Below are 22,894 nucleotides of genomic sequence, written 5' to 3' on the forward strand. Positions count from 1 at the left end.
GCGTGGTTGGTGAACACGCTGGCAGTGTTGACGTTGAACTCGATCTTGCTGTCTTCAGGCTTGGCAGCGTCGAAGCTGAACTTGCCGTCGATGTCCTTGAAGGTACCGGTGATGTAGCTGTAGCCTAGGTGGCTGATCTTGAAGTCGACGAAGGCGTGCTGGCCTTCCTTGTCTACTACGTAGTCAGCAGCCATTACGTTGGCGGACAGCACGGCAGAACCGATTGCCAGAGCGGCCAGAGTCTTTTTCAACATGCTTTCTTTTCCTTTGAGTCGAGGTTGAATTTCAGGCTTTGCGACCGAGCATTCGAGTGAGGGTCGCATCACGATCGATAAAGTGGTGCTTCAATGCTGCCAACGCATGGAGACCGGAAAAAATTACCAGTGCCCACGCCAGCCAGAGATGAATCACCCCAGCGGTATCTGCCTGATCCGGTAGTCCGGAGAGCAGAGCAGGGACTTCAAACAGGCCAAACACCGGGATCCCGACACCGTCTGCGGTGGAAATCAGGTAACCGGCAATCATCACAGCGAACAGCGCCAGATACAGAAACCCGTGGCCGAACTTGGCGCCGATACGGGTCATGCGGCTGTAGCTTTGCAGCGTTGGCGGCGGCGGGCTGATGAAACGCCACAACACCCGCAACACCATCACCGCGAGCAGCACCAGACCGATGCTCTTGTGCAGATCCGGCGCGTCTTTGCGCCAGGTGCTGTAGTAATCCAGCCCGACCATCCACAGACCCAGCGCAAACAGCCCGAAGACCGCCAGCGCCACGCCCCAGTGCATGAAGATGCTGACCCAACCATAGCGCGAAGAAGAGTTACGTAGCTGCATTGCCCAAATCCTGTGAGAACTGCGAACCAAGACTAGCGAGTTATCTATCGAATTAAAGCGGAAAATTTTGCTTTGAAATATCGAGAAATACGATCAAGAGTCTGGAAGTGACGAGTTAAGAAAAGATTAAAGGCAACAGTGTGGCGGGATGTTGTTGCCAGACAAGGGAATTTGGTTGTCTGGGTTGCCCCCTTCGCGAGCAGTCTCGCTCCCACAGGTAATCGCATTCCTACTGACAGTACTCTGTCTAATGTGGGAGTGAGCCTGCTCGCGAAGGCGGTCTTGCAGGCAAAAAAAAGCGCGGCATCTACGCCGCGCTTCTTCATTCACCGCAAAGCCTTACTGCGCCTTGGTCTCGGTCGTTGCAGCAGGCTTGGCCGCTGGTTTCTTCGCCGGCTCAGCCTTTTTCGCCGCCGGTTTGGCCGCCGGCTTTTTCGTTTCGGTTTTGGCCGCAGGCTTCTTCGCCGCTGGCTTGGCCGCTGCTTTTTTCGCCGGCTCGGCTTTCACCGGGGCCGCTGGTTTCGGTGCTTCCACCGGCGCTGGCGCTGGCGCAGGTGCCGGGGTCGGTGCAGGCGCTGGAGCGGCCGGAGCAGGTGCTGGCTCTGGCGCTTTCGCAGGCTCAGGCTTTTTCTCGTCATCCGAACCGCCGAACAGGTTGCTGAAGAAGTTGCCCTTCTTCGCCGCCACCGCACCCGCCGCGCCTGCCGCTGCCGCAGCCGCAGCCGGAACCACTTTGGCTGGCTCGAACGATTTGCCGGCCGCCAGATCTTCAACCTGACTGGCAGCGCGCTGGCCGGTGCGCAGTGCGCCTTCCAGGGTGCCCGGGTACAAGGTGTCGGTGTGCTCGCCGGCGAACGCTACGCGTTGCAGCGGACGTTCCCACAGGCGCCAGAACTTGCTGATCTGCCCCGGGCCGTAAGCCAGGTAGGCGCCGCCCATCGACGGGTCGGTGCTGTAGCGACGGATTTCATAACCGGTGAACGAGCCACGGGCCTGTGGATAAAACGCATGCAGACGGATCAGCACCTGATCGACCATCTGCTTGTCGCCGAATGCCTGCATCACACGGGCGTTGTCGCCGGACAGGTTGATCACCACGTTGGCGCCGCCCTTCAGCGCCGGTTCGATCCAGAGCATGCCTAAACCTGCGTTGCTGTAGATCTCGCCGGACATGCGCGATTTGCTTTCCCACACTGGCGTCTTGAACTTCAGCATGATCTGGTCGCGCCAGCCGTAGTTGGTGCCTTTGATCGCCGCCAGATGCTGGGCATCCAGCGCAGGGGTCAGGGCGATTTTGTTCAGCGCGCGCAGCGGTACCGCCAGCACAACGTAGTCGGCCTGATAGCCGACGCTGCCGACTTTGACGGTCACACCGTCCTTGTCCTGGATGATGGCCGAGACCGGCGAGCTGGTCTTGATGGTCTTGATCTGTTTGACGAAGGCCTGGGCCAGGACCTGGCTGCCGCCGACCAGACGCGAGGCGCGCAGGTCGCGGTCGGAAACGCCGCGATAGACGCGGTTCTGCTGAGCGAAATACAGCAGCGACAGACGCGAAGGCTCGTCGTAGTGGGTGCGGATGTCCTGGTTGATCAACTGACGCGCGGTGGCCGGCAGGTTCTGCTTGTCGAGCCAGCTCGATACGGTGATCTGGTCCAGCGCATGCAAAGTGGCGGTCGCCGCCGGGTTCTGCGGGTCGTCGATCGAGCGCGCCAGATCGTCGAGGGTCTTCTGGTAGCGCTTGAGCGCATCGGCGGTGGCTGGCTGCTTGGTGGCCAGATCAGCGGCGGAGAAATAATCGCCGTCGATCAGATAACCCGGGGTACGCACGAATTCCGGCGCCGGCGTGGTGCCGAGCTTGAAGGTCGACACGTACTTGTTCAGCACCGGCTGAGTCTTGTCGTTGCCGATCCACTCGCTGGTGGCCATGCCCGAGCGGCCGCCCAGGCTCGGCTTGGCTTCCAGCAGGGTGACCTGCCAGCCTTTGTTCTGCAGTTCGTAAGCAGCGGTCAGACCCGACAGGCCGCCGCCGATCACGATTGCGGTTTTATCCTTGGCCAGCGCCGTAACGCTGAACAGCCCCAACATCACCAGCGCACAGGCGCGCAGCCAACCGACAGACATTCAGCGAACTCCGGAAAAACATGTGGGAAAAAGCAGTTTTGCGAGTCAGACGACTCAAAGAACCGCGAAGAATACGTTAGCCATCAAAACGCCGCCAGCGACGTCTATCGGCTCAGACAAAGTAGCTCAATCGACACAATGGGTTGTTCCCGCGCGATGCATTGCATAGGCTTGCGCGATTGTTCGCCCGCGCCTGACGCGAGCCGCCTCGAGGAGACTGTAAATGGGCCTGAATAACCAGTGGATGCGACGCGATCTTGCGGTGTTGTGGCATCCCTGCACCCAGATGAAAGACCACGAACAGCTGCCGCTGATCCCGATCAAGCGCGGCGAAGGCGTCTGGCTCGAAGACTTCGAAGGCAAGCGCTACCTCGACGCGGTCAGCTCGTGGTGGGTCAACGTGTTCGGCCACGCCAACCCGCGTATCAACCAGCGCATCAAGGATCAGGTCGATCAACTCGAACACGTGATTCTTGCCGGTTTCAGCCATCAACCGGTGATCGAGCTGTCCGAGCGTCTGGTGAAGATGACCCCGGAAGGCTTGAACCGGGTGTTCTACGCCGATAACGGTTCGTCCTGCATCGAAGTCGCGCTGAAGATGAGTTTTCACTACTGGCTCAATCGCGGCCAGCCGAACAAGAAGCGCTTCGTCACCCTGACCAACAGCTACCACGGCGAAACCATGGCGGCGATGGCGGTCGGCGATGTGCCGCTGTTCACCGAGACCTACAAAGCCCTGTTGATGGACACCATCAAAGTGCCGAGCCCGGATTGCTATCTGCGCCCGCAAGGCATGGGCTGGGAAGAACACTCACGCAACATGTTCGCCGCCATGGAACAGACGCTGGCAGAGAATCATGACAGCGTCGCGGCAGTAATCGTTGAGCCGCTGATTCAGGGCGCCGGCGGCATGCGCATGTATCACCCGGTGTACCTCAAGCTGTTGCGCGAGGCCTGCGACCGCTATGGCGTGCACCTGATCCACGATGAAATCGCCGTCGGCTTCGGCCGCACCGGGACGATGTTCGCCTGCGAACAGGCCGGCATCCGCCCGGACTTCCTCTGCCTGTCCAAAGCCCTCACCGGCGGCTACCTGCCGCTGGCCGCGTGCCTGACCACCGACGAGGTCTACAGCGCCTTCTACGACGACTACCCGACCCTGCGCGCCTTCCTCCACTCGCACAGCTACACCGGCAACCCGCTGGCCTGCGCTGCGGCACTGGCGACGCTGGACATCTTCGAGCAGGACAACGTGATCGAGAACAACCAGGCGCTGGCTCAGCGCATGGCCTCGGCGACGGCGCATCTGGTCGATCACCCTAACGTGTCGGAAGTGCGCCAGACCGGCATGGTCCTGGCGATCGAGATGGTCAAGGATAAAGCCACGAAAGAGGCCTACCCTTGGCAGGAGCGTCGTGGCTTGAAGGTGTTCCAGCATGCGCTGGAGCGCGGTGCGTTGTTGCGCCCGCTGGGCAGCGTGGTGTATTTCCTGCCGCCGTATGTGATCACCCCGGAGCAGATCGACTTCCTGGCCGAAGTGGCCAGTGAAGGTATTGATATAGCTACGCGGGACAGCGTCAGTGTTGCGGTGCCGAAAGACTTCCATCCGGGATTCCGCGACCCGGGCTGATTCGCCTTGCTTGAGATTTGCGGTGGCTGGACTGCCGCTTTCGCGAGCAGGCTCGCTCCCACAGGGGAATGCATTTCAAGTGTGGGAGCGAGCCTGCTCGCGAATGAAGTCGACACCGATCCAACTGATTCATATCTTTCCAGAGACCCGAAATGAGACTGTCCCGCTTCTTTATCGACGCCCCGCTGAGCACTGGCGAACACGAACTGCCGGAAGCCCAGGCGCATTACATCAGCCGCGTGCTGCGCATGGCCGAAGGCGATGCGGTGCAGTTGTTCGACGGTTCCGGCCATGAATTTCGCGGGTCCTTGGTGGACGTCGGCAAGAAACGCGTGGTCGTGCAGATCGACGAGCAATTCGCCGGGCAAATCGAATCGCCGCTACAGATCCACCTCGGCCAGGGCCTGTCCCGGGGCGAGCGCATGGACTGGGCGATTCAGAAAGCCACTGAACTGGGCGTGACGCAAATCACGCCGATCTTCAGCGAACGCTGCGAAGTGCGGCTCAAGGACGAACGCGCCGACAAGCGCTTGCTGCACTGGCGCCAAGTGGCGATCAGTGCCTGCGAACAGTGCGGGCGTTCACGGGTGCCGGTGATTCATCCGCCAGTGTTGCTGGCGGACTGGCTCAAGCAGACCGAAGCCGAATTGAAACTGGTGCTGCACCCGGTCGCAGAACCGCTGGTGAGTCATGCCAAACCGGCGACGCTGGCGTTTCTGATCGGACCGGAAGGTGGCCTGACGGATGGCGAAGTCGAGCAGGCCAAAGGCAATGGCTTCCACGCCGCCCGCCTCGGCCCACGCGTGCTGCGCACCGAGACCGCGCCGGTGGTGGCGCTGGCGGTAGCCCAGCAACTTTGGGGTGATTTCTAAACCTTTTTGCCGGACTGATCGTTCCCACGCTCTGCGTGGGAATGCAGCCCGGGACGCTCCGCGTCCCAAACAGCGTGACGCAGAGCGTCACAGGAGGCGTTACCACGCAGAGCGTGGGAACGATCAGTCAGCCGGGCTACAGGACGTAAAACAGAATCGCGACAAAATGCAGCAAGCTCCCGGCAATCACGAACAGGTGCCAGATGCCATGGGCATGCCGCAGGCGGTGATCGAGGGCAAAAAAGATAATCCCCACCGTATACAACACCCCGCCCGATGCCAGCCAGGCAAACCCCGCTGTGCCCAGTGCGGCAATCAGCGGTTTGACCGCGACCAGCACGATCCAGCCCATCACCGCGTAAATCACGATCGACAGAATCCGTGCCTCGGAGCGCGGTTTGATCTCTTGCAGGATGCCGATCAGCGCCAGCCCCCAGACAATCCCGAACAGCGTCCAGCCCCAAGGCCCGCGTAACGTCACCAGGCAGAACGGCGTGTAGCTGCCGGCGATCAGCAGGTAGATCGAGAAATGATCGACCTTCTTCATGATCGCTTTCTTGCGCCCGCGCACGCTGTGGTACACGGTCGAGGCGCTGTAGAGCACCAGCAAGGTGAAGGCGTAGATCGCCACGCTGACGATCTTCCAAGGACTGCCGTCGAGGCTGGCAATCACCAGCATCCATACGCCGCCGATAAACGCGGCGATGGCTCCGACCAGATGGGTCCAGGCGTTGAGTTTTTCCCCGTGATACATGTGTCGCATACCTCGTAGTCACTACCGCAAGCGCGCAAGGCTCGGGCCTTGAGCGTAAAAGCGCAATGTTTCTGTTCAACCTCGCCTGCGCGGCACGCGGGAATTGGGCACAATCGGCCGATACCAAAAAGAGTCCGCGCCATGCTGATCGACGAAGAATTGACCCTGAAAAAACTCGAGATGTTCCTCGCCTTCATGCGCACCGGCAACCTCGCCCGCGCCGCCGCTGAACTGCAGACCAGCAACGTCAGCGTGCACCGCGCCATTCACTCTTTGGAAAACGCCCTGCGCTGCCCGCTGTTCAAACACGAAGGCCGCAATCTGACGCCACTGGAAAGCGCCTATGTGCTGGAAGAACGTGCGCAGAAGCTGATCAACGACGTCGTCGACAGCGTGCGCCTGACCCGCGAAGCCGCCGGATTTTCCGCCGAGCGCTTCAAGCTCGGCTCGCTGTATTCGCTGACGGTGAAGACCGTGCCGCAGCTGATCATGGGCCTGAAGATCCGCCGCAGCGAACTCAACATCGACCTGATCCTCGGCTCGAACATCGACCTGCTCTACAAGCTGAAAAACATGGAAGTCGACGCGATTCTGGTGTCGCTGGACGACAGCATCAACGATCCGGATTGCGAGCAGATTGCGCTGTTTTCCGACGACATCTTCCTCGCCACCCCGGCCGATTCAAAATTCGCTCAGCGCAGTGAAGTCGATCTGGCGGAAGTGCGTGATGAAACCTTCATCACCCTGACCCAGGGCTTCGCCACGCATCAGGACGGTGTGCGGGTATTCAAGCAAGCGGGGTTCGAGCCGAAGGTGGCGATGCAGGTCAATGACATCTTCACCCTGCTGAGCATGGTCAGCTCAGGGGTGGGGTACGCCTTGTTGCCGGGGCGGATTGCGGCGGTGTACGAGAATCGGGTGAAGCTGATTCCGTTGCAGGAGAAGTACCGGTTGCAGCAGCACATTGGCGTGGTGTTTCTCAAGGCCAAGGAGCGTGATCCGAATCTGCTGGCGTTGCTGGCGGAGTGTCGGATGTATGCCAATCGCCAGGCCAGCTCATGATCGTTCCCACGCTCTGCGTGGGAATGCCTCAATGGACGCTCTGCGTCCGCTTTGGGACGCGGAGCGTCCCGGGCTGCATTCCCACGCAGAGCGTGGGAACGATCAATGTCAGGTCGGTCAGCCCATCAACCCGCGCATCGCCAGAAACAACAGCGAAGGCCCAAGCAGACACCCGAGCGCGGTGTAGAACGCCGCCGTCAGGCAACCGTACGGCACAAGCTTCGGATCGGTGGCCGCCAAGCCGCCGGCAACGCCGCTGGAGGTGCCCATCAAGCCACCGAAAATCACCGCGCTGCGCGGATTGTTCAGGCCGATCATCGGCGCCACGAACGGAGTCATCACCATCACCAGAATCGCCTTGATCAGCCCCGCCGCAATCGACAGTGCCATCACCTCGGAAGTGGCACCAATCGCCGCGCCGGTCACCGGGCCGACGATGTAAGTCACGGCACCGGCGCCAATGGTGGTCAGGCTCACCGCATCGGTGTAGCCGAACGCCATCGCCACGCCGACGCCGGCGACGAACGAGGTGCCAACGCCGACAAACAGCGCCAGCACACCGACGAGTCCGGCGCGTTTGAGCTCATCGACACTCACCCCAAACGCCGTCGCCACAATCGCGAAATCCCGCAGCATCGCACCGCCGAGCAGGCCGATGCCGGACAGCAGCGGAATATCCACCACGCCCTTCTGCCCACCGGTGAGTGCGCCGCCGATATACGACAGCACCAGCCCGAGCAGAATCGCAATCGCTGAACCGTGCAAACGGCCCTTGGTGAAGGTGTTGGACATCCAGTAGGACACCCACATGGTCAGGCCGACAATCAAAAAGCCGCTGATCAGACCGTAGCCGGTGATCACTTTCATCATCGATTCGTACATGGCGATCACCCCGCAGTCTTGGCAGGAGCAATCGGCGTTTCTTGCTTGTTGCCCATGCGCGTCAGCACCGGCACCAAGGCAAAAGCGATCACTACGGCGAGGGTGCCGGCAAGAATCGCCATCGGCCCGCCCTTCAGCGCACCGTAGACATTCTGCTGCGCGGCCATGGCGACCACGATGGGAATGTAGATCGCGCTCCAGAACTCGACGCCCTGCTCGGTCTTGCCCTTGAGCCAGCCGCTCTTGTAGAGATAGCTGCCCAGGCCGATCAACAGCAGCATCGCAATACCGACACCGCCGACGTTGGCCGGCACGCCGATCAGCTTGCCGAGCAATTCACCGACCCAGATACCGACCAGCGTGCAAAAGGCGAGAAACGCCACACCGTAAATAATCATTGTTGTAGTCCTCAAAGTGCATCGTCGAATGTTGTTTTTGTTGTTCGAAGCTTGAGTCGCGGCGGTTTTAGAGTTGGCGGCCACCCTCCTCGCGCAACAGCGCTTGCAGGGTATCGAGGCGGGCACTGTCGAAGGCAGTGACGGTGCCCTGCTCGAACACCCGGCGCGCCAGCCCGGTCAGCACCGCACCGGGCGGCAGTTCGATCTGTAGACGCACGCCGCGCTCGTAGGCGCTTTGCACGGTGCCGCGCCAGTCCACCACGCGGCACATGTTGAAAGCGAGGTCATCGCGCAGCGCTTCGACTTTGGCAACAGGCCTTGCGCGACTGCCGCTCAGATAAGCGATTTTCGGGTTCTTCAGTTCAACCTTGGCGAAGGCCTCGGCAAGCGCCTGCGCCGGTTTTTCCAGCAACGGGCAGTGCGACGGCACGCTCACCGCCAGCCGATTCGCCACTCCGGCGCCGCGACTGCGCGCCAGTTCGGCCACTGCTTGCATGGCCTTGTCGCAGCCGGCGATGACCACTTGGTTATCGGCGTTGATATTGGCCAGATACACCGGCGCATCTTCGCTGTGCACCTGGGCCAGCAGGGTTTCGACTGTGGACAACTGCAAGCCGATGATCGCGGTCATGCCGTAGCCCTGTGGATAAGCCTGTTGCATCAGCTCACCGCGCAGACTGACCAGATGCAGCGCATCGCTGAAACTCAAGGCTCCCGCCACCACTGCCGCCGGGTAGGCGCCGATGGACAGGCCGGCGACGTAATTCGCGCTCAGTTCATCCAGCAATAACTGCCGCGAAGCAGCGACACCGACGATCAGCAGGCACAACTGAACCGCTCGTGTCGTGCGCAATGCTTCGGCTGAATCCAGCAGCGCAACATCTTCGCCGAGTACATCACTGGCCTCGACCAGCGTTTCCCTTGGCAAACGCTGGAGCATGCCCGCTTGCTGCGCGCCCTGGCCGGGAAACACCAACAGGCTGCTCACGCTGCCTGCTCCTGCGGGTGCCACGGATTCGTCACCAATGCAGCCTGATGCGCATTTTTCAGCAGCACTCGGGCCGAACCGCTGGCCCATTCCCGCAAGGCCACAGCGCCGAATGGGGTCTGCAATTGCATGTCGACCCGGCACACAGCCTGATCGAAAAGCTCCACGAGTTTGCATGCCTGATTGCGCGTGATCATCTGCGGCGCACGCAGAATCAGATCGAGATCACTGCCCGCGTGCATCGCTGCAAAACCACTGGCCAATTCAAACCCGACACTGCCGCTGACACCCCAGACCCAACCGCAGTCATCGAGTATCGGCCGCAGTTGTTGGAGCCCCTGCATCACCGGCAGATCTCGTTCGCATTCAACATGACGAAGGGCCTCGGGACTGACCCGACAGGCAATCGAATCCAGCGGCATAAACGTCGCCAGCCGCTGCTCGCGCAACACACCACGAACGCCGACCGCGACCAGACCTTCCTCGCTCAAGGCCCGGCGCACCACCACCGGTTGCCCAACCGCCAGCGCCGCGATCGCCCACGCCGGCGCATCCGCCGGCAACTGCGCCGGGGTCATGCCCCAGAGCAGATCGTGGGCCAGGGGCAGGTTCACCACTGCGCCCTCAGCAATTCGCGGACTTTGCTGGAGGCGGCACGATTACTCGCACCAAGGCGCCCTTTCAAATCAGTGCTGGTCACATCGCTGATCGCTTGCTTCAGGCACTCAGTCACGCGCGTCAGATCTTCCTCTGTCGGTTGTTCAATCTGCTGCACCGAGAGGGTTTCCCAGAGCAGACCGAGGCTGGCGTAGCTGTCGATGTCATAGGCCATCGGCGGCACGCTGGAGGCCAGCGCCTCCAGTTCCTCGACACTGCGCAAGGTGACCCGCGCCGCCGAGGCTTTGCCCATCGCGTGCACCATCACGCCGGGATCGCGCAGCGCGATCAGGCGATTGGCCTGATAACCGTGGGCGAGAAATGCACCCGACATGGCCTTGCCCACCAGCAGCGCAATCACCGGATGCCCGGCCAGACGCGCACGGGCATAACTGTCCGCCGCGCCGGCCAGGGCCTGATGAATGCCGAGGGCTTCTTCGCGGCGGCCATACGCCTGGCTCGGCACATCGACGATGGCGATGATCGGGCGCTTCTGTGCGCTGTCGCGGTCGGCACTGATCGCGTGATCCACAACCTTGGCCAGCCCCCAGCCTTCGAGCAGACCGACCTCGCCATTGCGGGCGCGGGGAAAACGATTGTCCGGGTCGGCGACCACGGCGATAAAGCGGCCGAGCTCAGCGTCGGCGACTTTCAACGACGGCGGCAAACCTTCGACGACACTGGCGCCAGCGCTGAGCGCATTGAACCAGTGCAAACCGCGCAATGAATAACCGCTCATGAGCGCTCTCCTTGATACAGATCGCGAACCACCGACGGTTCGATTTGCTGGCCAGTGTTCAGCTTGCCGAGGCGTTGCAGGAACCACTCGGCGCGTTGACTGCGCGGCTGTGCCGGCAGGCCTTGCTGGAGCAGTTGGCCGACCTGCTGACGAATCTGCGCCACGTCATCGACGACATAACGATCCACCAGACCACTGTGGAAACGCTGTTCGCCGCCGGTCAGGCTCCAGATGAAGGGCCGGTCGCGGGAGTCGTATTCCTCGATCCCGGCTTCCTGCTCGATCACTTGCGGGCCGTTCAGACCGAGGCGTGCTTCCTGGGTCACCAGCAAATAACTGCACAGCGCAGCAGCAATCGACATGCCGCCGAAACACCCAACGCTGCCAGCGACCACGCCGACCACCGGTTGGTATTGCTGCAAATCCACAATCGCCGCGTGAATATCGGCAATTGCCGCCAGCCCTAGATTGGCTTCCTGCAAGCGCACGCCGCCGGTTTCCAGCAGCAATACGGCGCGGGTGGGGATGCCGTTGCGGTTGTCATCGGCAGCCAGTTCCAGCGCGCCGGCAATCTTCGCCCCGCCGACTTCACCAAGGCTGCCGCCCTGGAACGCACCTTCAATCGCCGCGATGACCACCGGCAAACCGTCGAGGCGGCCCTTGGCGATGATCACCCCGTCGTCGGCTTGCGGCACCACACCCTGGCGCTCAAGCCACGGCGACATGACCCGTTGAAACGGATCGAGCAGTTCGCGAAAGGTCCCGGCATCGAGCAAGGCTTGCGCCCGCTGCCGCGCGCCGAGTTCGACGAAGCTGTGTTTGTTGAGCAACGCTGCGCTGTCAGTCATGGCCGATCTCCTCGAAACCCTGTTCCAGACGCAAGCGCACCACCCCCGGCGTCGCGCCGAAATCGTGGATATCGATGGCCATCGCCGGCGGCGTGGTGCCGTCGAACATCCGCGCAAACAGGTGTTGCCAGCGTTGCTGCGCGCCGTTGACCGAGGTCTGCACGTTGATCGTCAGTTTGCCGGCCAGACCCGGTTCGATCAGCACTTCCAGATCACCGGAGCCGACACAACCGACCAGCGCACGCCCGCGTGGCGGCTTCCCGGCGGGGAATTCAAACGATAGGTTTTCCATCAAAACGCTCCCTGAGAGATGCCGTCGCGCTCGATACGATCGAGCAGCAGCGTGGCGGCGAGCAGGTCGGCGGCGCCACCGGGCGAGGCATTCAACGCGATGAGTTGTTGATCCAATTCGTGCAGGCGACGACGACCGCTGAGGCTGGCGCTGCCACCGGCATCGAGCACCGCTTGCGCGCCGGCCTGCATGGCGTGCAGGCCCGGTTCCCCGGCGCGGTAGAGCACGCAGGTGTCGGCCAGCTCGGTCATGATCGCCAGCAATGCATCGAGCCGGGCGTTCTGTTCGCCGTGGCCGTTGGCGCGGCTTTTGTGCAGTTGCGGCAGGCCCCGTTGCAGCACGGACGGGAAGCCGAGTTGCGCTTCTTCCCGAGCGCCACGTGCGCCGTAACGCTGGGCGACCTGTGCGCCATGGCTGAGCGGCGTCGGTGCGTAGCGGTCGTCGAGCAGTGCCAGGCGGGCGGCGCACAGGGCGACGGATTTCGGTTGCAGCGCGGCGGCCGTCACCAACAGTCCCAACGCCCAGATCGCGCCGCGATGGGTGTTGACGCCGTTGGTGGTCACGAGCATCGCTTGCTCGCCCTCGCGACCGATGCGGCCAATCGCTTCGCGTAACGGCACACCGACTTCGCCGATCTCCAGCGCCGCCTCGGCCATTTCCTTGAATGCCGGCCACAAGGCCAACGCCGACGCGTGCATCAGGCCCAGGTGCAGATCGGTGTGCGCGCCGTTGCCACGACGGTCGACCAGCGCCGGTTTCGGCGACAGATCGGCTTCGTCGATCAACGCGTCCACCGCCAGATCGGCCAATCGATCAGCCAGAGACAGCGGTTTCGCTTGCAGGTTGAATGCGTGCATTACCAGCTCCTGAATTTGGCGGGCGGGTTGTACAGGCCGCCGGACCACTCGACCAGATCGGCCACGCTTTTCGCCGCGAGCAATTCGCGCGTGGCGTCAGTGCGGCGGATGCCGAGGTCTTCGGGCAAGGCGACCAGGCCTTCGCGGCGCATGCGTTCGGTGTCTTTCGGGTTGTGCCGCAGGCCGATGGCAGTAACCCCGGCGACCGCTGCGATCATCGCCTGGCGTTCTTCCAGCGAGCGCGCCTTGTACAGGTAGGCGATGCCTTCTTCGGTAAGCAGGTGGGTAACGTCGTCGCCGTAGATCATGATCGGCGCCAGCGGCATGCCGCTTTTCTTCGCCACTTCCACGGCGTCGAGGGTTTCGACGAAGGTCGGTTTGCCGCCCTCCTGGAAGGTCTCGACCATTTGCACCACGAGTTTCTTGCCGCGTTCGAGCATCGGTTGCGGCCCGTCGGCGTGGCGCATGTCCAGCCACGCCGGGGTGCCGTGACGGCGGCCGCGCGGGTCGTGGCCCATGTTCGGCGCACCACCGAAACCGGCGAGACGGCCTCGAGTCACGGTCGAGGAATGGCCGTCGCCGTCGACTTGCAACGTTGCGCCGATAAACAGATCCACCGCGTATTGCCCGGCCAGTTGGCAGACCATGCGGTTGGAGCGCAGCGAGCCGTCGCGGCCGGTGAAGAACACATCGGGCCGAGCGGCGATGTAGTTTTCCATGCCCAGTTCGGTACCGAAGCAATGCACGCTCTCGACCCAGCCGCTTTCAATCGCCGGGATCAGCGTCGGGTGCGGATTGAGCGTCCAGTTGCGGCAAATCTTGCCCTTCAAACCGAGGGATTCGCCGTAGGTCGGCAGGATCAGTTCGATGGCGGCGGTGTTGAAACCGATGCCGTGGTTGAGCGACTGCACGTTGTGTTTTTCGTAGATCCCGCGAATCGCCATCATCGCCATCAGCACGTGCACAGGCTTGATATGCCGTGGGTCGCGGGTGAACAGCGGCTCGATGTAGAACGGCTTGTCGGCGACCACGACGAAATCGACCCATGAAGCGGGAATGTCTACGCGGGGCAGTTCGCTGACGTCATCGACCAATTGGTTGACCTGAACGATAACGATGCCATCGCTGAACGCCGCCGGTTCGATCAGTGCCGGGGTGTCTTCGGTGCTCGGGCCGGTGTAGATGTTGCCGGCGCGGTCGGCCATGAAACCGGCCGAGAGCACGACGTTGGGGATCAGGTCCACGACGAGGCGGGCGTAGAGTTCGATGTAGGTGTGAATGGCGCCGACTTCGAGCAAGCCATCTTCGAGCAACTGGCTGATGCGCAGGCTCTGGGTGCCGGCGAAGGAGAAATCGAGCTTGCGGGCGATGCCGCGTTCGAACAGATCAAGGTGTTCGGAGCGGCCAACGCTGGGCATGATCATGTGCAGGTCGTGGAGCTTTTCCGGGCCTGCTTTGGCCAGCGAACGGGAGAGGAAATCCGCCTGCTTCTGGTTGTTGCCCTCGAGTACCACACGGTCGCCGGGATGAATCAGCGCTTCGAGCGCGGCGACGATCTTGTCGGTGGGCAACACCACACCGTCGGCCAGCCCGCGCACCTTGTCGAGGCGGCGCTGCTTCTCATCGCGCCGCCGCGTCCAGCGCGAGTCGGGGGAAATTGTTGTTGTCATGCTCACTCCACGGGTTCGCTGTCGTGGAGCCAAGTTAGGCGTGTGTGGTGAGGGCATCAATCAAGCTGGGTGGTGAATCATTACGCTGAGAGTAACGTTCAAAAGCTACCCTCACCCTAGCCCTCTCCCGGAGGGAGAGGGAACCGATTGGGGGATGCTTGGGAATGACGCCGACCTGAACCAGCCGTGGTGAATCCAGAAATGAAAAATCAACAGCCCCTCACCCTGGCCCTCTCCCGGAGGGAGAGGGGACTGATTGGGGGATGCTTGGGAATGACTCTGACCTGAACCCGTTGTAGTGAATCCATAATCGACTCGGTCATTCAGGTCGATGTAGGACGCGAGACACCTCGGTCGGCTCCCTCTCCCTCTGGGAGAGGGCTGGGGTGAGGGGCTTTCAGTCGGTTGGCACCATTTTGTCCAGCACGCGGTTCACCGCCATCTCCGCCACCATGACAATCTGCGCGATGCCCTGCAGGGTCTTGCGCTGTGAGCCGTCCACCGAGGCGGCGTGGTTGTGCAACATGACTGTCGCCGAACCCAGGGTTTCACAGGCGTCGGCCAGCAAGGATTCGGTGTCGGCTTCGGGATTGGCCATGTACAGCGTGTTGGGGGTGTACGGCGGGGCCATGAAGTCGGCGGTCGGAGGGCCGAGGTAATGGTCGAGGGCACGCTCGGCGGCTTCGTGGAATTTCTTTGAGTCGGGGGATTGGTAGGGCGATGCCGGGTCTTTGGTCGGCGGGTTTGGCGTTACTTTGAACATGAGCTGTGTTCCCGTTGTTGAGCGCCAGCCCCTTGGCTACTAAACGAAAGGGAGGCGACTGTACGCAGGTTAGTAGACCGGGGAACTCAGCTTAAGCCGGCGCGCCGAAGCGCCCTACGTACAGCCACCATCAAGCTCAGATGCGGAACACCTGTGATGAATGCACGACCAGCAGAATTACCGCGGGCTACTAAACCCGATCACTGGGAATCAGTGACCCGATTCAAGTTACGCAGCATGCCCTGGGCGCACAAGCCGGCGGATTCTGGCGCAGGCGTAGGCAGCGGCGCAAGGATTTGTAGGCTGGTGGGGCGTAACACCGGGTGTCTTTAAACACAGGCGTGGCTTGATGTTGATCGTTCCCACGCTCTGCGTGGGAATGCCTCCACGGACGCTCCGCGTTCGGCTTCTGAAAGGGACGCGGAGCGTCCCGGGCTGCATTCCTTTGCTGCGCGTGGGAACGATCAGTCAAGCCTTGGATCAGCGGGCCAATCCCGCCTCCACCAGTAACTTCTCCAGCCCCAACAAATCCGGCACCTTCGCCACCTGCTCGCCCACCTGCACCGCCGCCTGCTCCAGCGCGCACAACGGCACATCGACATAACTCAACTGACTGTCGAGCTTGTACGACCGAGGAATCCCCTGCACCAACAGGGCGATGAATCTCAGCTCGGACAAGCCGCCCAGCGCATTCAGAATGACGATCCGCGCCCGTTCGCCGATGACGATTTTCTGCCCGCAGGCCGATTCGAAACTGATCAGCGGAATCTGCCGCTCGCGCCACGTTACCCGGCCCAGGTACCACGGCGGCGTGTCGAGGTCGAAGGCGCTGGCCTGGTAGTCGATCAGCTCGGCGATGGCGACATTGGGCAGGATCAGGTTGCGATCGGCCAGCGGCAGCAGCAGCCCGGTGAGCTGGCTGGTGCGCGGGTTATGCCGGTGCTCATGCATGTTTCTTGCTCCACTGGGCGATGCTCTCCAGCAACACCGATTCCTGATACGGCTTGCCGAGGTAGTCGTTGACGCCGATGGCCATGGCGCGGTCGCGGTGTTTCTGCCCGGTGCGCGAGGTGATCATGATGATCGGCAAGTGGCGCAGGCGTTCGTCGGCGCGCACCTGGGTGGCGACTTCGAAGCCGTCCATGCGCGGCATTTCGATGTCGAGCAGCATCAGGTCGGGCATGTGCTCTTCGAGCAGCAGCATCGCATCGACACCGTCCTTGGCGGTCAGCACGTTCATGCCGTGACGTTCGAGCAAACGGCTGGTGACTTTGCGCACCGTCACCGAGTCATCGACGACCATGATCAGCAGCGGCTTGTGCGGTTCGCTGTCGATCTCCGTGGCCTTCGGTTCCTGCGCCAGGCGCGCCTGCATCGCCCGGATCGGTGCGAGCAGATCCAGAATCAGCACCACCCGGCCGTCGCCGAGAATCGTCGCCCCCGACACGCCCTGCACCGCCGCGAACTGCGGGCCGAGGCTCTTGACCACGATCTCGCGGGTGCCGGCCATGGCGTCGACCAGCACCGCAATGTGGCGGTCGTTGCAATGCACCAGCAGCACGGGCAACGGCAGGTTCTGCCCGAGCAGTTTTGGCCGTGGCGCAGTCTTCAACAGCTCGCCGATATAACACAGCTCATAACGCTGGCCGGCGTATTGATAACTCGGCGGATCCTGACGGAAGTGCCCTTCCAGATCATTCGGCAACACGCGCACGATGCCTTCGATGGTGTTCAGCGGGATCGCGTACTGATCCTCAGCGCACTGCACCATCAGCGCGCGGTTGACCGACACGGTGAACGGCAGGCGAATGCGGAAATGCACGCCCTGCCCCGGCACCGAATCGATGCTCATGCTGCCGCCGAGTTGGCGCACTTCTTCGTGGACCACGTCCATGCCGACGCCACGCCCGGAAATCTGGGTGATCTTTTCCGCCGTGGAGAAACCCGGCTGGAGAATGAACTGCAACACATCGCGGTCGCTGATCTCGGCGTCGGGCGCCAGCAGACCGCGCTTGATCGCCTTGCGCCGCACGGCTTCCAATGGCACACCGGCGCCGTCATCGCGGATGTCGAAAACCATGTCGCCGCCCTCGCGGGACAGATCGAGGGTGATCTGCCCTTGCGCCGGTTTACCCGCCGCCAGCCGCACCTCGGTGGATTCCAGGCCATGGTCGACGGCATTGCGCAGCATGTGTTCCAGCGGCGCGGCCATGCGCTCCAGCACGTTGCGATCCATCTCGCCATCAGCGTTGCCGACGACGAATGCGACATCCTTGCCCAGCTCTTCGGCGACCTGACGAACGATGCGTTTCAGACGCGGCACCATGCGTTCGAACGGCACCATGCGCGTGCGCATCAGGCCTTCCTGCAATTCGGTGTTGATCCGCCCCTGTTGTTGCAACAGGTTCTCCGCGTCGTGGTTGCGGCGGTCGAGGGTTTCCTTGAGGTCGAGCAGGTCCGAGGCGGATTCGAACAGCGCCCGCGACAATTGCTGCAACTGCGAATGGCGGTCCATTTCCAGCGGATCGAAATCTTCGTAACCGAGGCGTTCGCCATCGACTTGCTGGCGGCTGAGAATGCGCCCCTGGGTTTCGGTGTCGAGGCGGCGCAACTGATCGCGCATGCGCTCGATGGTGGTTTCCATCTCGTTGAGGGCAATCTGCGCATCGTTGACTTGCTGCTCGATCCGCCCACGAAAGATCGAGGTTTCCCCGGCCAGGTTGACCAGTTCATCAAGCAGCTCGGACGAGACCTTGACCATGTCTGCGCCAGCATCGGCGGCGGGTGGCGCTGCCTCAGGCTTGATCACCGGTGCTGGCGCCAGCGGCGCTTCAACCTGCACCGGGTGACTGAAATTCTGGATCGCGCTGATCAGCCGATCGGCCGGCGGGCAAGGTTGCCCGGCGCGCACACCATCGAGCATTTGCGCCAGTCGGTCATGGCCGCGTTGCACCAGCGCAAACAGTTCGGCAGACGGTTGCAGCGCACCGCCAGAGAGGCTCTCGTAGAGAAATTCCAGCTCGTGGGCGAGGTCGCCGATCGGGCCGATTTCGACCATGCGCGCGCCGCCCTTGAGGGTGTGCAGATCGCGCAGCAGGGTTTCGATTTCCTGACGGTTGCCCGGCTCGGCCTGCCAGCGCAACAGCGCGGCGCCGGAGCTTTCGATGATGTCGAAACCTTCTTCGAGGAAGATTTCCAACAGTTCCGGATCATGCCCGGCGTTGTCGTGTTCGACCGCTGCGGGGGCAGATTCGCTGGCGGCCTGGCCCTGACGCAACTGACGGATCGCGTCGATCAGATCCTGCGCGGGAGTCAGCGCTTGATGCGCTTGCAGTTGCTCCAGCATCAGCGCCAACCGCTCGTGACTTTGCTGGAGCAAACCTTCGAGCACGACGCTGTGGCTGTAACGCCGATCAACCAGCCCTTCGTAGAGGTTTTCCAGCTCCTGGGCAAGGTCGCCGACGGCCTCGACTTCGGCCATACGCGCGCCGCCCTTCAGCGTGTGCAAGTCGCGCTGCAATGACGACAGCGGCGCGGCGTTGTCCGGGTCCTTGCGCCAGCGCTGCAAGGCTTGCCCGGCGCTGTCGAGAATGTCCACCGCCTCTTCGAGGAAGATTTCGACGATCTCGTCGTCAGGCTCAAGGGCGGCAACCGATTGCTGCAATTGCGCGGTGGCGCTGCCCAGCTCGCGAATATCCAGGGTGCGACTGCCATCGCTGCGGATCAGGCCCATCGCCGCCGGGTCGAGGCCTTCGTCGAGCAAATCCTGCAAGGCGCGAATCCGCTCCGGCTGCGGGGTGATCTCCTGGCCGGCCGCGAGTTCGTCGAGCATGTTGATCAGCGCTTCGTGGGCCAGTTGCGCTTCGTGGAAAAACCGCTCGCTGACCGCCAGGCTGCTTTCTTCCACCGCGCCATACAGGTCGAGCAAGGCTTCGCACAAGCCATCGACCGCCTGCAGATCGGCCAGATGCGCACCTTCGCCCAGAGTGGTCAGCTCATCGAGCAAGGCGCTGAGTTCCTGGCGCTCGCCGGGGTGCTGCTGCCAGCGCTGCAAAAGGTTTTCGGCGTCGAGGAGGATGTCCATGCCCTGGGCGAGGAAGTTGTTGATCAGCTGCGGATCGCGCTTGAGGCGCAGGCCGCTGTCAGCGCCATCGGTGCTGGCTTGCAGGCGCTCGGCGAGCAGCGCCTCGGTGCGTTTGATCAGCGACTGCGCACCGACAATCGGCGCCAGCGGATCGTGTTTGAGCTGGCGCAGGCCGACGCGGAACAAGCCCTCGGCTTCGAGCAGCAGTTCGACCTCGTCCAGATCCAGCGGCAACTGATGCGCCTTGAACTCGCGGGCCAGTTGATCCAGCGAAGCCGCCAGTTCGGCCATCGGCAATACGCCGGCCATCGAGGCACTGCCCTTGAGCGTGTGCAGCGCCCGTTGCAGTTCGTCGCTGGCCGGCAACGGCACCTGTTCGGCGGCCTGATCGAGGAAACGGTTGAGGCTGGCGAGGTGGGTTTCGGCTTCTTTGCGGAAGATTTCCAGCAGCAGCGGATCAAGCGCGGCGACGTCGTCGGTGTCTTCGGCAGCCAGCGGCTCATCGCCTTTGGCCAACGCGTGGGCGCGGGCGGCGAGTTGGTCGACATCGTTGCGCTGGCGCTGACGCTGGGTGGCAAATTCGTTGATCAGCTCGGGCAGCAGCAACAGCGTGTCGCCGAGCAACTGGCGCAGCACTGCGCCGGGCTCGACGCTTTGTTCGAGCACGCGGTTGAGCAGGTTTTCCACGGCCCAGGCCAGCTCGCCAAGGACCAACGCGCGGACCATGCGCCCGCTGCCCTTCAAGGTATGGAAGGCCCGACGCAGCTCGGTCAGCGCGGCGCGGTCCTGGGGATTGGCGGTCCAGCGCGGCAGGTATTCGTGGAGGACCGCGAGGACTTCGTCGGTCTCCTCCAGGAACACTTCGCGCAGCTCATCGTCGACCGGTTCTTCATCGGCCGGCGGCGGCATCAGGCTGTCGGGGCTGTTGCGCGCCGGCGGGTTGAGCGCCGACAGCGGGCTGGCCAGCACCTCGGCGAGCGACTGCACTACGTCAGGGTCGTCAAGGGTTTGCAGATCCTGCATGAGCTGCGCTTCGCTGGGGCTGAGCACCTCATCGAGCACCGGCACTTGCGCTTCGCCGGGCTGCTCGTTGGCAAAGAAGCCGAGGCTGGCAAGGCTGTTTTGCGCGACATCGAGCAGATGCTCGGCGGGTGCCTGCGGGTCGTCGCTCAGGCGTTCGAGGTAATACTCCAGGCTGCTGATCACATCGGCCAGATGATCGAGTTGTTCCCAGCCCGGTTCGTGGGCATCGAGCATCAAATGCTCGCGGATGAAACCGTTGCAGGCCTCGACCAGACTCGCTGCACGGGCCAGCGGAATCATCGCCAGCGCGCCGCGCACCTGTGTCAGCAGTTCGGGCAGCGATTGCAGATGCTCGCGGTCCCAATCGGCGTCGATGTAGTCGACGATCATGTCCTTGGCCTGTTGCAGGCAGATGCGCGCTTCCTTGATCACGATCTGATGGATCTGCGTCAGGTCGGTGGTCGGCAGGCGCGCGTCTTCGGCGCTTTGCGTCTCCACCGTGCCGACCATGCCGGCCAGCGTCGCTTCGACGTAGAGCAAGGCCCCGGCGACGTCCATTAGAATCGCGTCGTTCGGTTCGCGCTGGCCCTGAGCGAGGCTGAGCACCACCGCCAGTTGGTCGATGATGACCTTGCGCGGCTGGCCGAAACCCAGCACCGCGAGGGTGTCGGCGATCTGTCGCAGCGGCGCGAGCAGGCTGTCCAGATCCGAAGCGTGCTGGCGGTCACTGCGCACGAACAGATCGAGGCGCTCCTTGACCCGCACCAGCTCTTCGCACAGCGCCGCCAGCACCGAGCGCATGGCATCGCGGTCGGGGCCGGCGAGGCGCGCGCGTTCTTCATCGACCATCGCGCTGTCGGGCAACGCGTCGTCCAGGGAGTAGTGATCTTTCATGGTCAGCATCTGCCCGGTGGGATGTTCGGCTTTGGCAATATAGAACAACAGGCTTTTCAGCAGCTCGGCCGGCGCCGGTTGATTGAGCCCGACGATGCCCTGCTCGAGCAGGCGCTTGAGCTCTTGGTCGGCGTCCTTGAACAGGCTGCGCAGCGCCGGACTGTTGGCGATGACGCCCTCGCGCTTGCCCTCGACCAATGCCGAGGCGATTTGCCACAAAGGGCTCAACGGCGCATCGCCGCTCAGCGCTTCAAGGCGGGTAAAGACCTTGGCCAGATAACCGAGGTGCGTCTGGTCATCCTGTTCGCGCAGCAGCCCGACCAGGGCCATTTGCAGCATCTGCCGCAGTTTGCGCAGCACGTTCGGCAGATCGGGCGGTTCCAGCGCGGCGAGTGCCGCGTCGCCGAGCGGCGCCAGCTCGGGCAGTGGCGGGCTGAACAGACTGGTTTCCGCCAACAGGCTTTCACCACGGGCGCTGCGCAGATCGTTGATCAGCGGCAACACCACCAGCGGCAGGTCGCGGCGGGCGCTCTGCACGCGATCGAGGTAAAGCGGCAATTGCCCCAGGGCTTGCAGCATCAGGTGCAAGGCTTCGTCGCGGTGCGGTACACGATCATGTTGCAGGGCTTCGACCAAGTGCTCCATTTCTTCGGCCAGTAACGCTGCGCCGTAGAACTCGACCATTTGCAGACTGCCGTGGACCTGATGAATGTACGCCAGGCACTCGTCCAGACCGGGGTAGGCCTGCGGATCGTCGAGCACGGCTTCGATCGCCTGATGCGCCAGCTTCAGCGTTTCGGCAATTTCGCCCTTGACCCATTCCAGGGCCACGTAGTCGTGCCGATCACCCATAACCACTCCACTCACGCTTTATCTGTCGCCGCCGGCAAGGTGAAACCGGACACCGAACGGCGCAACTGACTGGCCATTTTCGCCAGGTTGCCGATGCTCTCGGCGGTGGCCGTGGACCCCGACGAAGTCTGCGAGGTGATCTGCTGGATCACGTTCATCGTCAGCGAGATCTGCCCGGCCGAAGAGGTCTGCTGCTGCGCCGCGTTGGAAATGCTCTGGATCAGCGCCGCGAGGGTCTTGGACACGCCTTCGATTTCTTCCAGGGCCACACCGGCATCCTGCGCCAGTCGCGCGCCGCGCACCACTTCGGTGGTGGTCTGCTCCATGGAAATCACCGCTTCGTTGGTGTCGGCCTGAATCGCCCGCACCAGGGTTTCGATCTGCCGGGTCGCGGCGGACGAACGTTCGGCCAGCCGCTGCACTTCGTCGGCAACCACGGCAAACCCGCGTCCGGCATCCCCGGCCATCGATGCCTGGATCGCTGCGTTGAGGGCGAGAATGTTGGTCTGGTCGGCGATGTCGTCGATCAGGCTGACGATGTCGCCGATTTCCTGGGACGACTCGCCGAGGCGCTTGATGCGCTTGGCGGTGTCCTGAATCTGTTCGCGGATGTTGTCCATGCCGTGGATGGTGTTGTGCACCACCTCGTTGCCCTTGTTGGCGATTTCCAC

20 protein-coding genes are annotated in these 22,894 nt (G+C 62.6%); 3 read left to right on the forward strand and 17 right to left on the reverse strand.

Annotated elements, in window-relative coordinates; translation table 11 throughout:
• From D8U70_RS02725 to D8U70_RS02735, 3 genes are all read right to left on the reverse strand, one after another.
• Nucleotides 1-254: YceI family protein (locus D8U70_RS02725; protein ID WP_177433938.1), on the reverse strand; the 254-nt coding region annotated here is incomplete at its 3' end.
• Nucleotides 255-285: 31 nt separating this feature from the next.
• Entirely contained in the window at nucleotides 286-837 is a 552-nt protein-coding gene (locus D8U70_RS02730; RefSeq protein WP_110644415.1) for a cytochrome b, read from the reverse strand.
• 339 nt (nucleotides 838-1,176) lie between these two features.
• Entirely contained in the window at nucleotides 1,177-2,958 is a 1,782-nt protein-coding gene (locus D8U70_RS02735) for a flavin monoamine oxidase family protein (protein WP_130928248.1), read from the reverse strand.
• A 223-nt stretch (nucleotides 2,959-3,181) separates the two neighbouring features.
• On the opposite strand from D8U70_RS02735, the gene D8U70_RS02740 reads away from it, so the two are divergent.
• On the forward strand, nucleotides 3,182-4,588 hold the full coding sequence (locus D8U70_RS02740) for an adenosylmethionine--8-amino-7-oxononanoate transaminase (RefSeq protein ID WP_130928249.1): 1,407 nt from the start codon (nucleotides 3,182-3,184) through the stop codon (nucleotides 4,586-4,588).
• 152 nt (nucleotides 4,589-4,740) lie between these two features.
• On the forward strand, nucleotides 4,741-5,460 hold the full coding sequence (locus tag D8U70_RS02745) for a 16S rRNA (uracil(1498)-N(3))-methyltransferase (protein ID WP_041476795.1): 720 nt from the start codon (nucleotides 4,741-4,743) through the stop codon (nucleotides 5,458-5,460).
• Nucleotides 5,461-5,596: 136 nt separating this feature from the next.
• Here the strand turns inward: D8U70_RS02745 and D8U70_RS02750 are convergent, their stop codons facing one another.
• Nucleotides 5,597-6,214: a hemolysin III family protein gene (locus D8U70_RS02750; protein WP_039757573.1), complete on the reverse strand. Its 618-nt coding sequence runs from the start codon at nucleotides 6,212-6,214 to the stop codon at nucleotides 5,597-5,599.
• A 141-nt stretch (nucleotides 6,215-6,355) separates the two neighbouring features.
• Here D8U70_RS02750 and D8U70_RS02755 point away from each other — a divergent pair, with 141 nt between their 5' ends.
• Nucleotides 6,356-7,276 (forward strand): LysR substrate-binding domain-containing protein, encoded by a 921-nt coding sequence (locus D8U70_RS02755; RefSeq protein ID WP_130928250.1) that lies wholly within the window; start codon nucleotides 6,356-6,358, stop codon nucleotides 7,274-7,276.
• Between the two features lie 117 nt (nucleotides 7,277-7,393).
• Here D8U70_RS02755 and madM read toward each other — a convergent pair whose 3' ends face one another.
• The 13 genes from madM to D8U70_RS02820 form a co-directional block, all read right to left on the reverse strand.
• The gene (gene madM, locus D8U70_RS02760; protein WP_110644718.1) at nucleotides 7,394-8,158 is read right to left on the reverse strand and encodes a malonate transporter subunit MadM; all 765 of its coding nucleotides are present in this window, start codon (nucleotides 8,156-8,158) and stop codon (nucleotides 7,394-7,396) included.
• Nucleotides 8,159-8,163: 5 nt separating this feature from the next.
• Entirely contained in the window at nucleotides 8,164-8,556 is a 393-nt protein-coding gene (madL, locus tag D8U70_RS02765) for a malonate transporter subunit MadL (protein WP_016772756.1), read from the reverse strand.
• A gap of 67 nt (nucleotides 8,557-8,623) precedes the next feature.
• Entirely contained in the window at nucleotides 8,624-9,544 is a 921-nt protein-coding gene (mdcH, locus tag D8U70_RS02770) for a malonate decarboxylase subunit epsilon (protein ID WP_130928251.1), read from the reverse strand.
• On the reverse strand, nucleotides 9,541-10,161 hold the full coding sequence (locus tag D8U70_RS02775) for a malonate decarboxylase holo-ACP synthase (protein WP_122748371.1): 621 nt from the start codon (nucleotides 10,159-10,161) through the stop codon (nucleotides 9,541-9,543). Before D8U70_RS02775 ends, mdcH begins: the two co-directional genes overlap by 4 nt.
• Complete coding sequence (gene mdcE / locus D8U70_RS02780; protein ID WP_130928252.1) at nucleotides 10,155-10,940, reverse strand: biotin-independent malonate decarboxylase subunit gamma; 786 nt, start codon at nucleotides 10,938-10,940, stop codon at nucleotides 10,155-10,157. Before mdcE ends, D8U70_RS02775 begins: the two co-directional genes overlap by 7 nt.
• Nucleotides 10,937-11,788 carry a biotin-independent malonate decarboxylase subunit beta gene (locus D8U70_RS02785; RefSeq protein WP_130928253.1) on the reverse strand — a complete coding sequence of 284 codons (852 nt, stop codon included), beginning with the start codon at nucleotides 11,786-11,788 and terminating at the stop codon, nucleotides 10,937-10,939. Before D8U70_RS02785 ends, mdcE begins: the two co-directional genes overlap by 4 nt.
• Nucleotides 11,781-12,080: a malonate decarboxylase subunit delta gene (locus tag D8U70_RS02790; RefSeq protein WP_130928254.1), complete on the reverse strand. Its 300-nt coding sequence runs from the start codon at nucleotides 12,078-12,080 to the stop codon at nucleotides 11,781-11,783. Before D8U70_RS02790 ends, D8U70_RS02785 begins: the two co-directional genes overlap by 8 nt.
• Nucleotides 12,080-12,937 carry a triphosphoribosyl-dephospho-CoA synthase gene (locus D8U70_RS02795; protein ID WP_130928255.1) on the reverse strand — a complete coding sequence of 286 codons (858 nt, stop codon included), beginning with the start codon at nucleotides 12,935-12,937 and terminating at the stop codon, nucleotides 12,080-12,082. Before D8U70_RS02795 ends, D8U70_RS02790 begins: the two co-directional genes overlap by 1 nt.
• A complete protein-coding gene (mdcA, locus tag D8U70_RS02800) occupies nucleotides 12,937-14,607 on the reverse strand; it encodes a malonate decarboxylase subunit alpha (RefSeq protein ID WP_130928256.1) in 1,671 nt (556 codons plus the stop codon). The genes D8U70_RS02795 and mdcA overlap by 1 nt, the downstream gene beginning before the upstream one ends.
• 397 nt (nucleotides 14,608-15,004) lie before the next feature.
• Nucleotides 15,005-15,370, reverse strand: coding sequence for a hypothetical protein (locus D8U70_RS02805; protein WP_130928257.1), 366 nt, complete (start codon nucleotides 15,368-15,370; stop codon nucleotides 15,005-15,007).
• Between the two features lie 480 nt (nucleotides 15,371-15,850).
• Entirely contained in the window at nucleotides 15,851-16,321 is a 471-nt protein-coding gene (locus D8U70_RS02810; RefSeq protein WP_130928258.1) for a chemotaxis protein CheW, read from the reverse strand.
• The gene (locus D8U70_RS02815; RefSeq protein ID WP_130928259.1) at nucleotides 16,314-22,223 is read right to left on the reverse strand and encodes an Hpt domain-containing protein; all 5,910 of its coding nucleotides are present in this window, start codon (nucleotides 22,221-22,223) and stop codon (nucleotides 16,314-16,316) included. The genes D8U70_RS02810 and D8U70_RS02815 overlap by 8 nt, the downstream gene beginning before the upstream one ends.
• Nucleotides 22,224-22,234: 11 nt before the next feature.
• Nucleotides 22,235-22,894: methyl-accepting chemotaxis protein (locus tag D8U70_RS02820; protein ID WP_130928260.1), on the reverse strand; the 660-nt coding region annotated here is incomplete at its 5' end.

The organism is Pseudomonas sp. Sample_20 (assembly GCF_004307585.1).
Lineage (GTDB): Bacteria > Pseudomonadota > Gammaproteobacteria > Pseudomonadales > Pseudomonadaceae > Aquipseudomonas > Aquipseudomonas atacamensis.

Excerpts from the sequence above, each read along its gene's own strand:
- D8U70_RS02730 (WP_110644415.1), bottom strand. The coding sequence starts at position 837 with ATGCAGCTACGTAACTCTTCTTCGCGCTATGGTTGGGTCAGCATCTTC.
- D8U70_RS02735 (WP_130928248.1), bottom strand. The coding sequence starts at position 2,958 with ATGTCTGTCGGTTGGCTGCGCGCCTGTGCGCTGGTGATGTTGGGGCTG.
- D8U70_RS02740 (WP_130928249.1), top strand. The coding sequence starts at position 3,182 with ATGGGCCTGAATAACCAGTGGATGCGACGCGATCTTGCGGTGTTGTGG.
- D8U70_RS02745 (WP_041476795.1), top strand. The coding sequence starts at position 4,741 with ATGAGACTGTCCCGCTTCTTTATCGACGCCCCGCTGAGCACTGGCGAA.
- D8U70_RS02750 (WP_039757573.1), bottom strand. The coding sequence starts at position 6,214 with ATGTATCACGGGGAAAAACTCAACGCCTGGACCCATCTGGTCGGAGCC.
- D8U70_RS02755 (WP_130928250.1), top strand. The coding sequence starts at position 6,356 with ATGCTGATCGACGAAGAATTGACCCTGAAAAAACTCGAGATGTTCCTC.
- madM (WP_110644718.1), bottom strand. The coding sequence starts at position 8,158 with ATGTACGAATCGATGATGAAAGTGATCACCGGCTACGGTCTGATCAGC.
- madL (WP_016772756.1), bottom strand. The coding sequence starts at position 8,556 with ATGATTATTTACGGTGTGGCGTTTCTCGCCTTTTGCACGCTGGTCGGT.
- mdcE (WP_130928252.1), bottom strand. The coding sequence starts at position 10,940 with ATGAGCGGTTATTCATTGCGCGGTTTGCACTGGTTCAATGCGCTCAGC.
- D8U70_RS02785 (WP_130928253.1), bottom strand. The coding sequence starts at position 11,788 with ATGACTGACAGCGCAGCGTTGCTCAACAAACACAGCTTCGTCGAACTC.
- D8U70_RS02790 (WP_130928254.1), bottom strand. The coding sequence starts at position 12,080 with ATGGAAAACCTATCGTTTGAATTCCCCGCCGGGAAGCCGCCACGCGGG.
- D8U70_RS02795 (WP_130928255.1), bottom strand. The coding sequence starts at position 12,937 with ATGCACGCATTCAACCTGCAAGCGAAACCGCTGTCTCTGGCTGATCGA.
- mdcA (WP_130928256.1), bottom strand. The coding sequence starts at position 14,607 with ATGACAACAACAATTTCCCCCGACTCGCGCTGGACGCGGCGGCGCGAT.
- D8U70_RS02805 (WP_130928257.1), bottom strand. The coding sequence starts at position 15,370 with ATGTTCAAAGTAACGCCAAACCCGCCGACCAAAGACCCGGCATCGCCC.
- D8U70_RS02810 (WP_130928258.1), bottom strand. The coding sequence starts at position 16,321 with ATGCATGAGCACCGGCATAACCCGCGCACCAGCCAGCTCACCGGGCTG.
- D8U70_RS02815 (WP_130928259.1), bottom strand. The coding sequence starts at position 22,223 with ATGGGTGATCGGCACGACTACGTGGCCCTGGAATGGGTCAAGGGCGAA.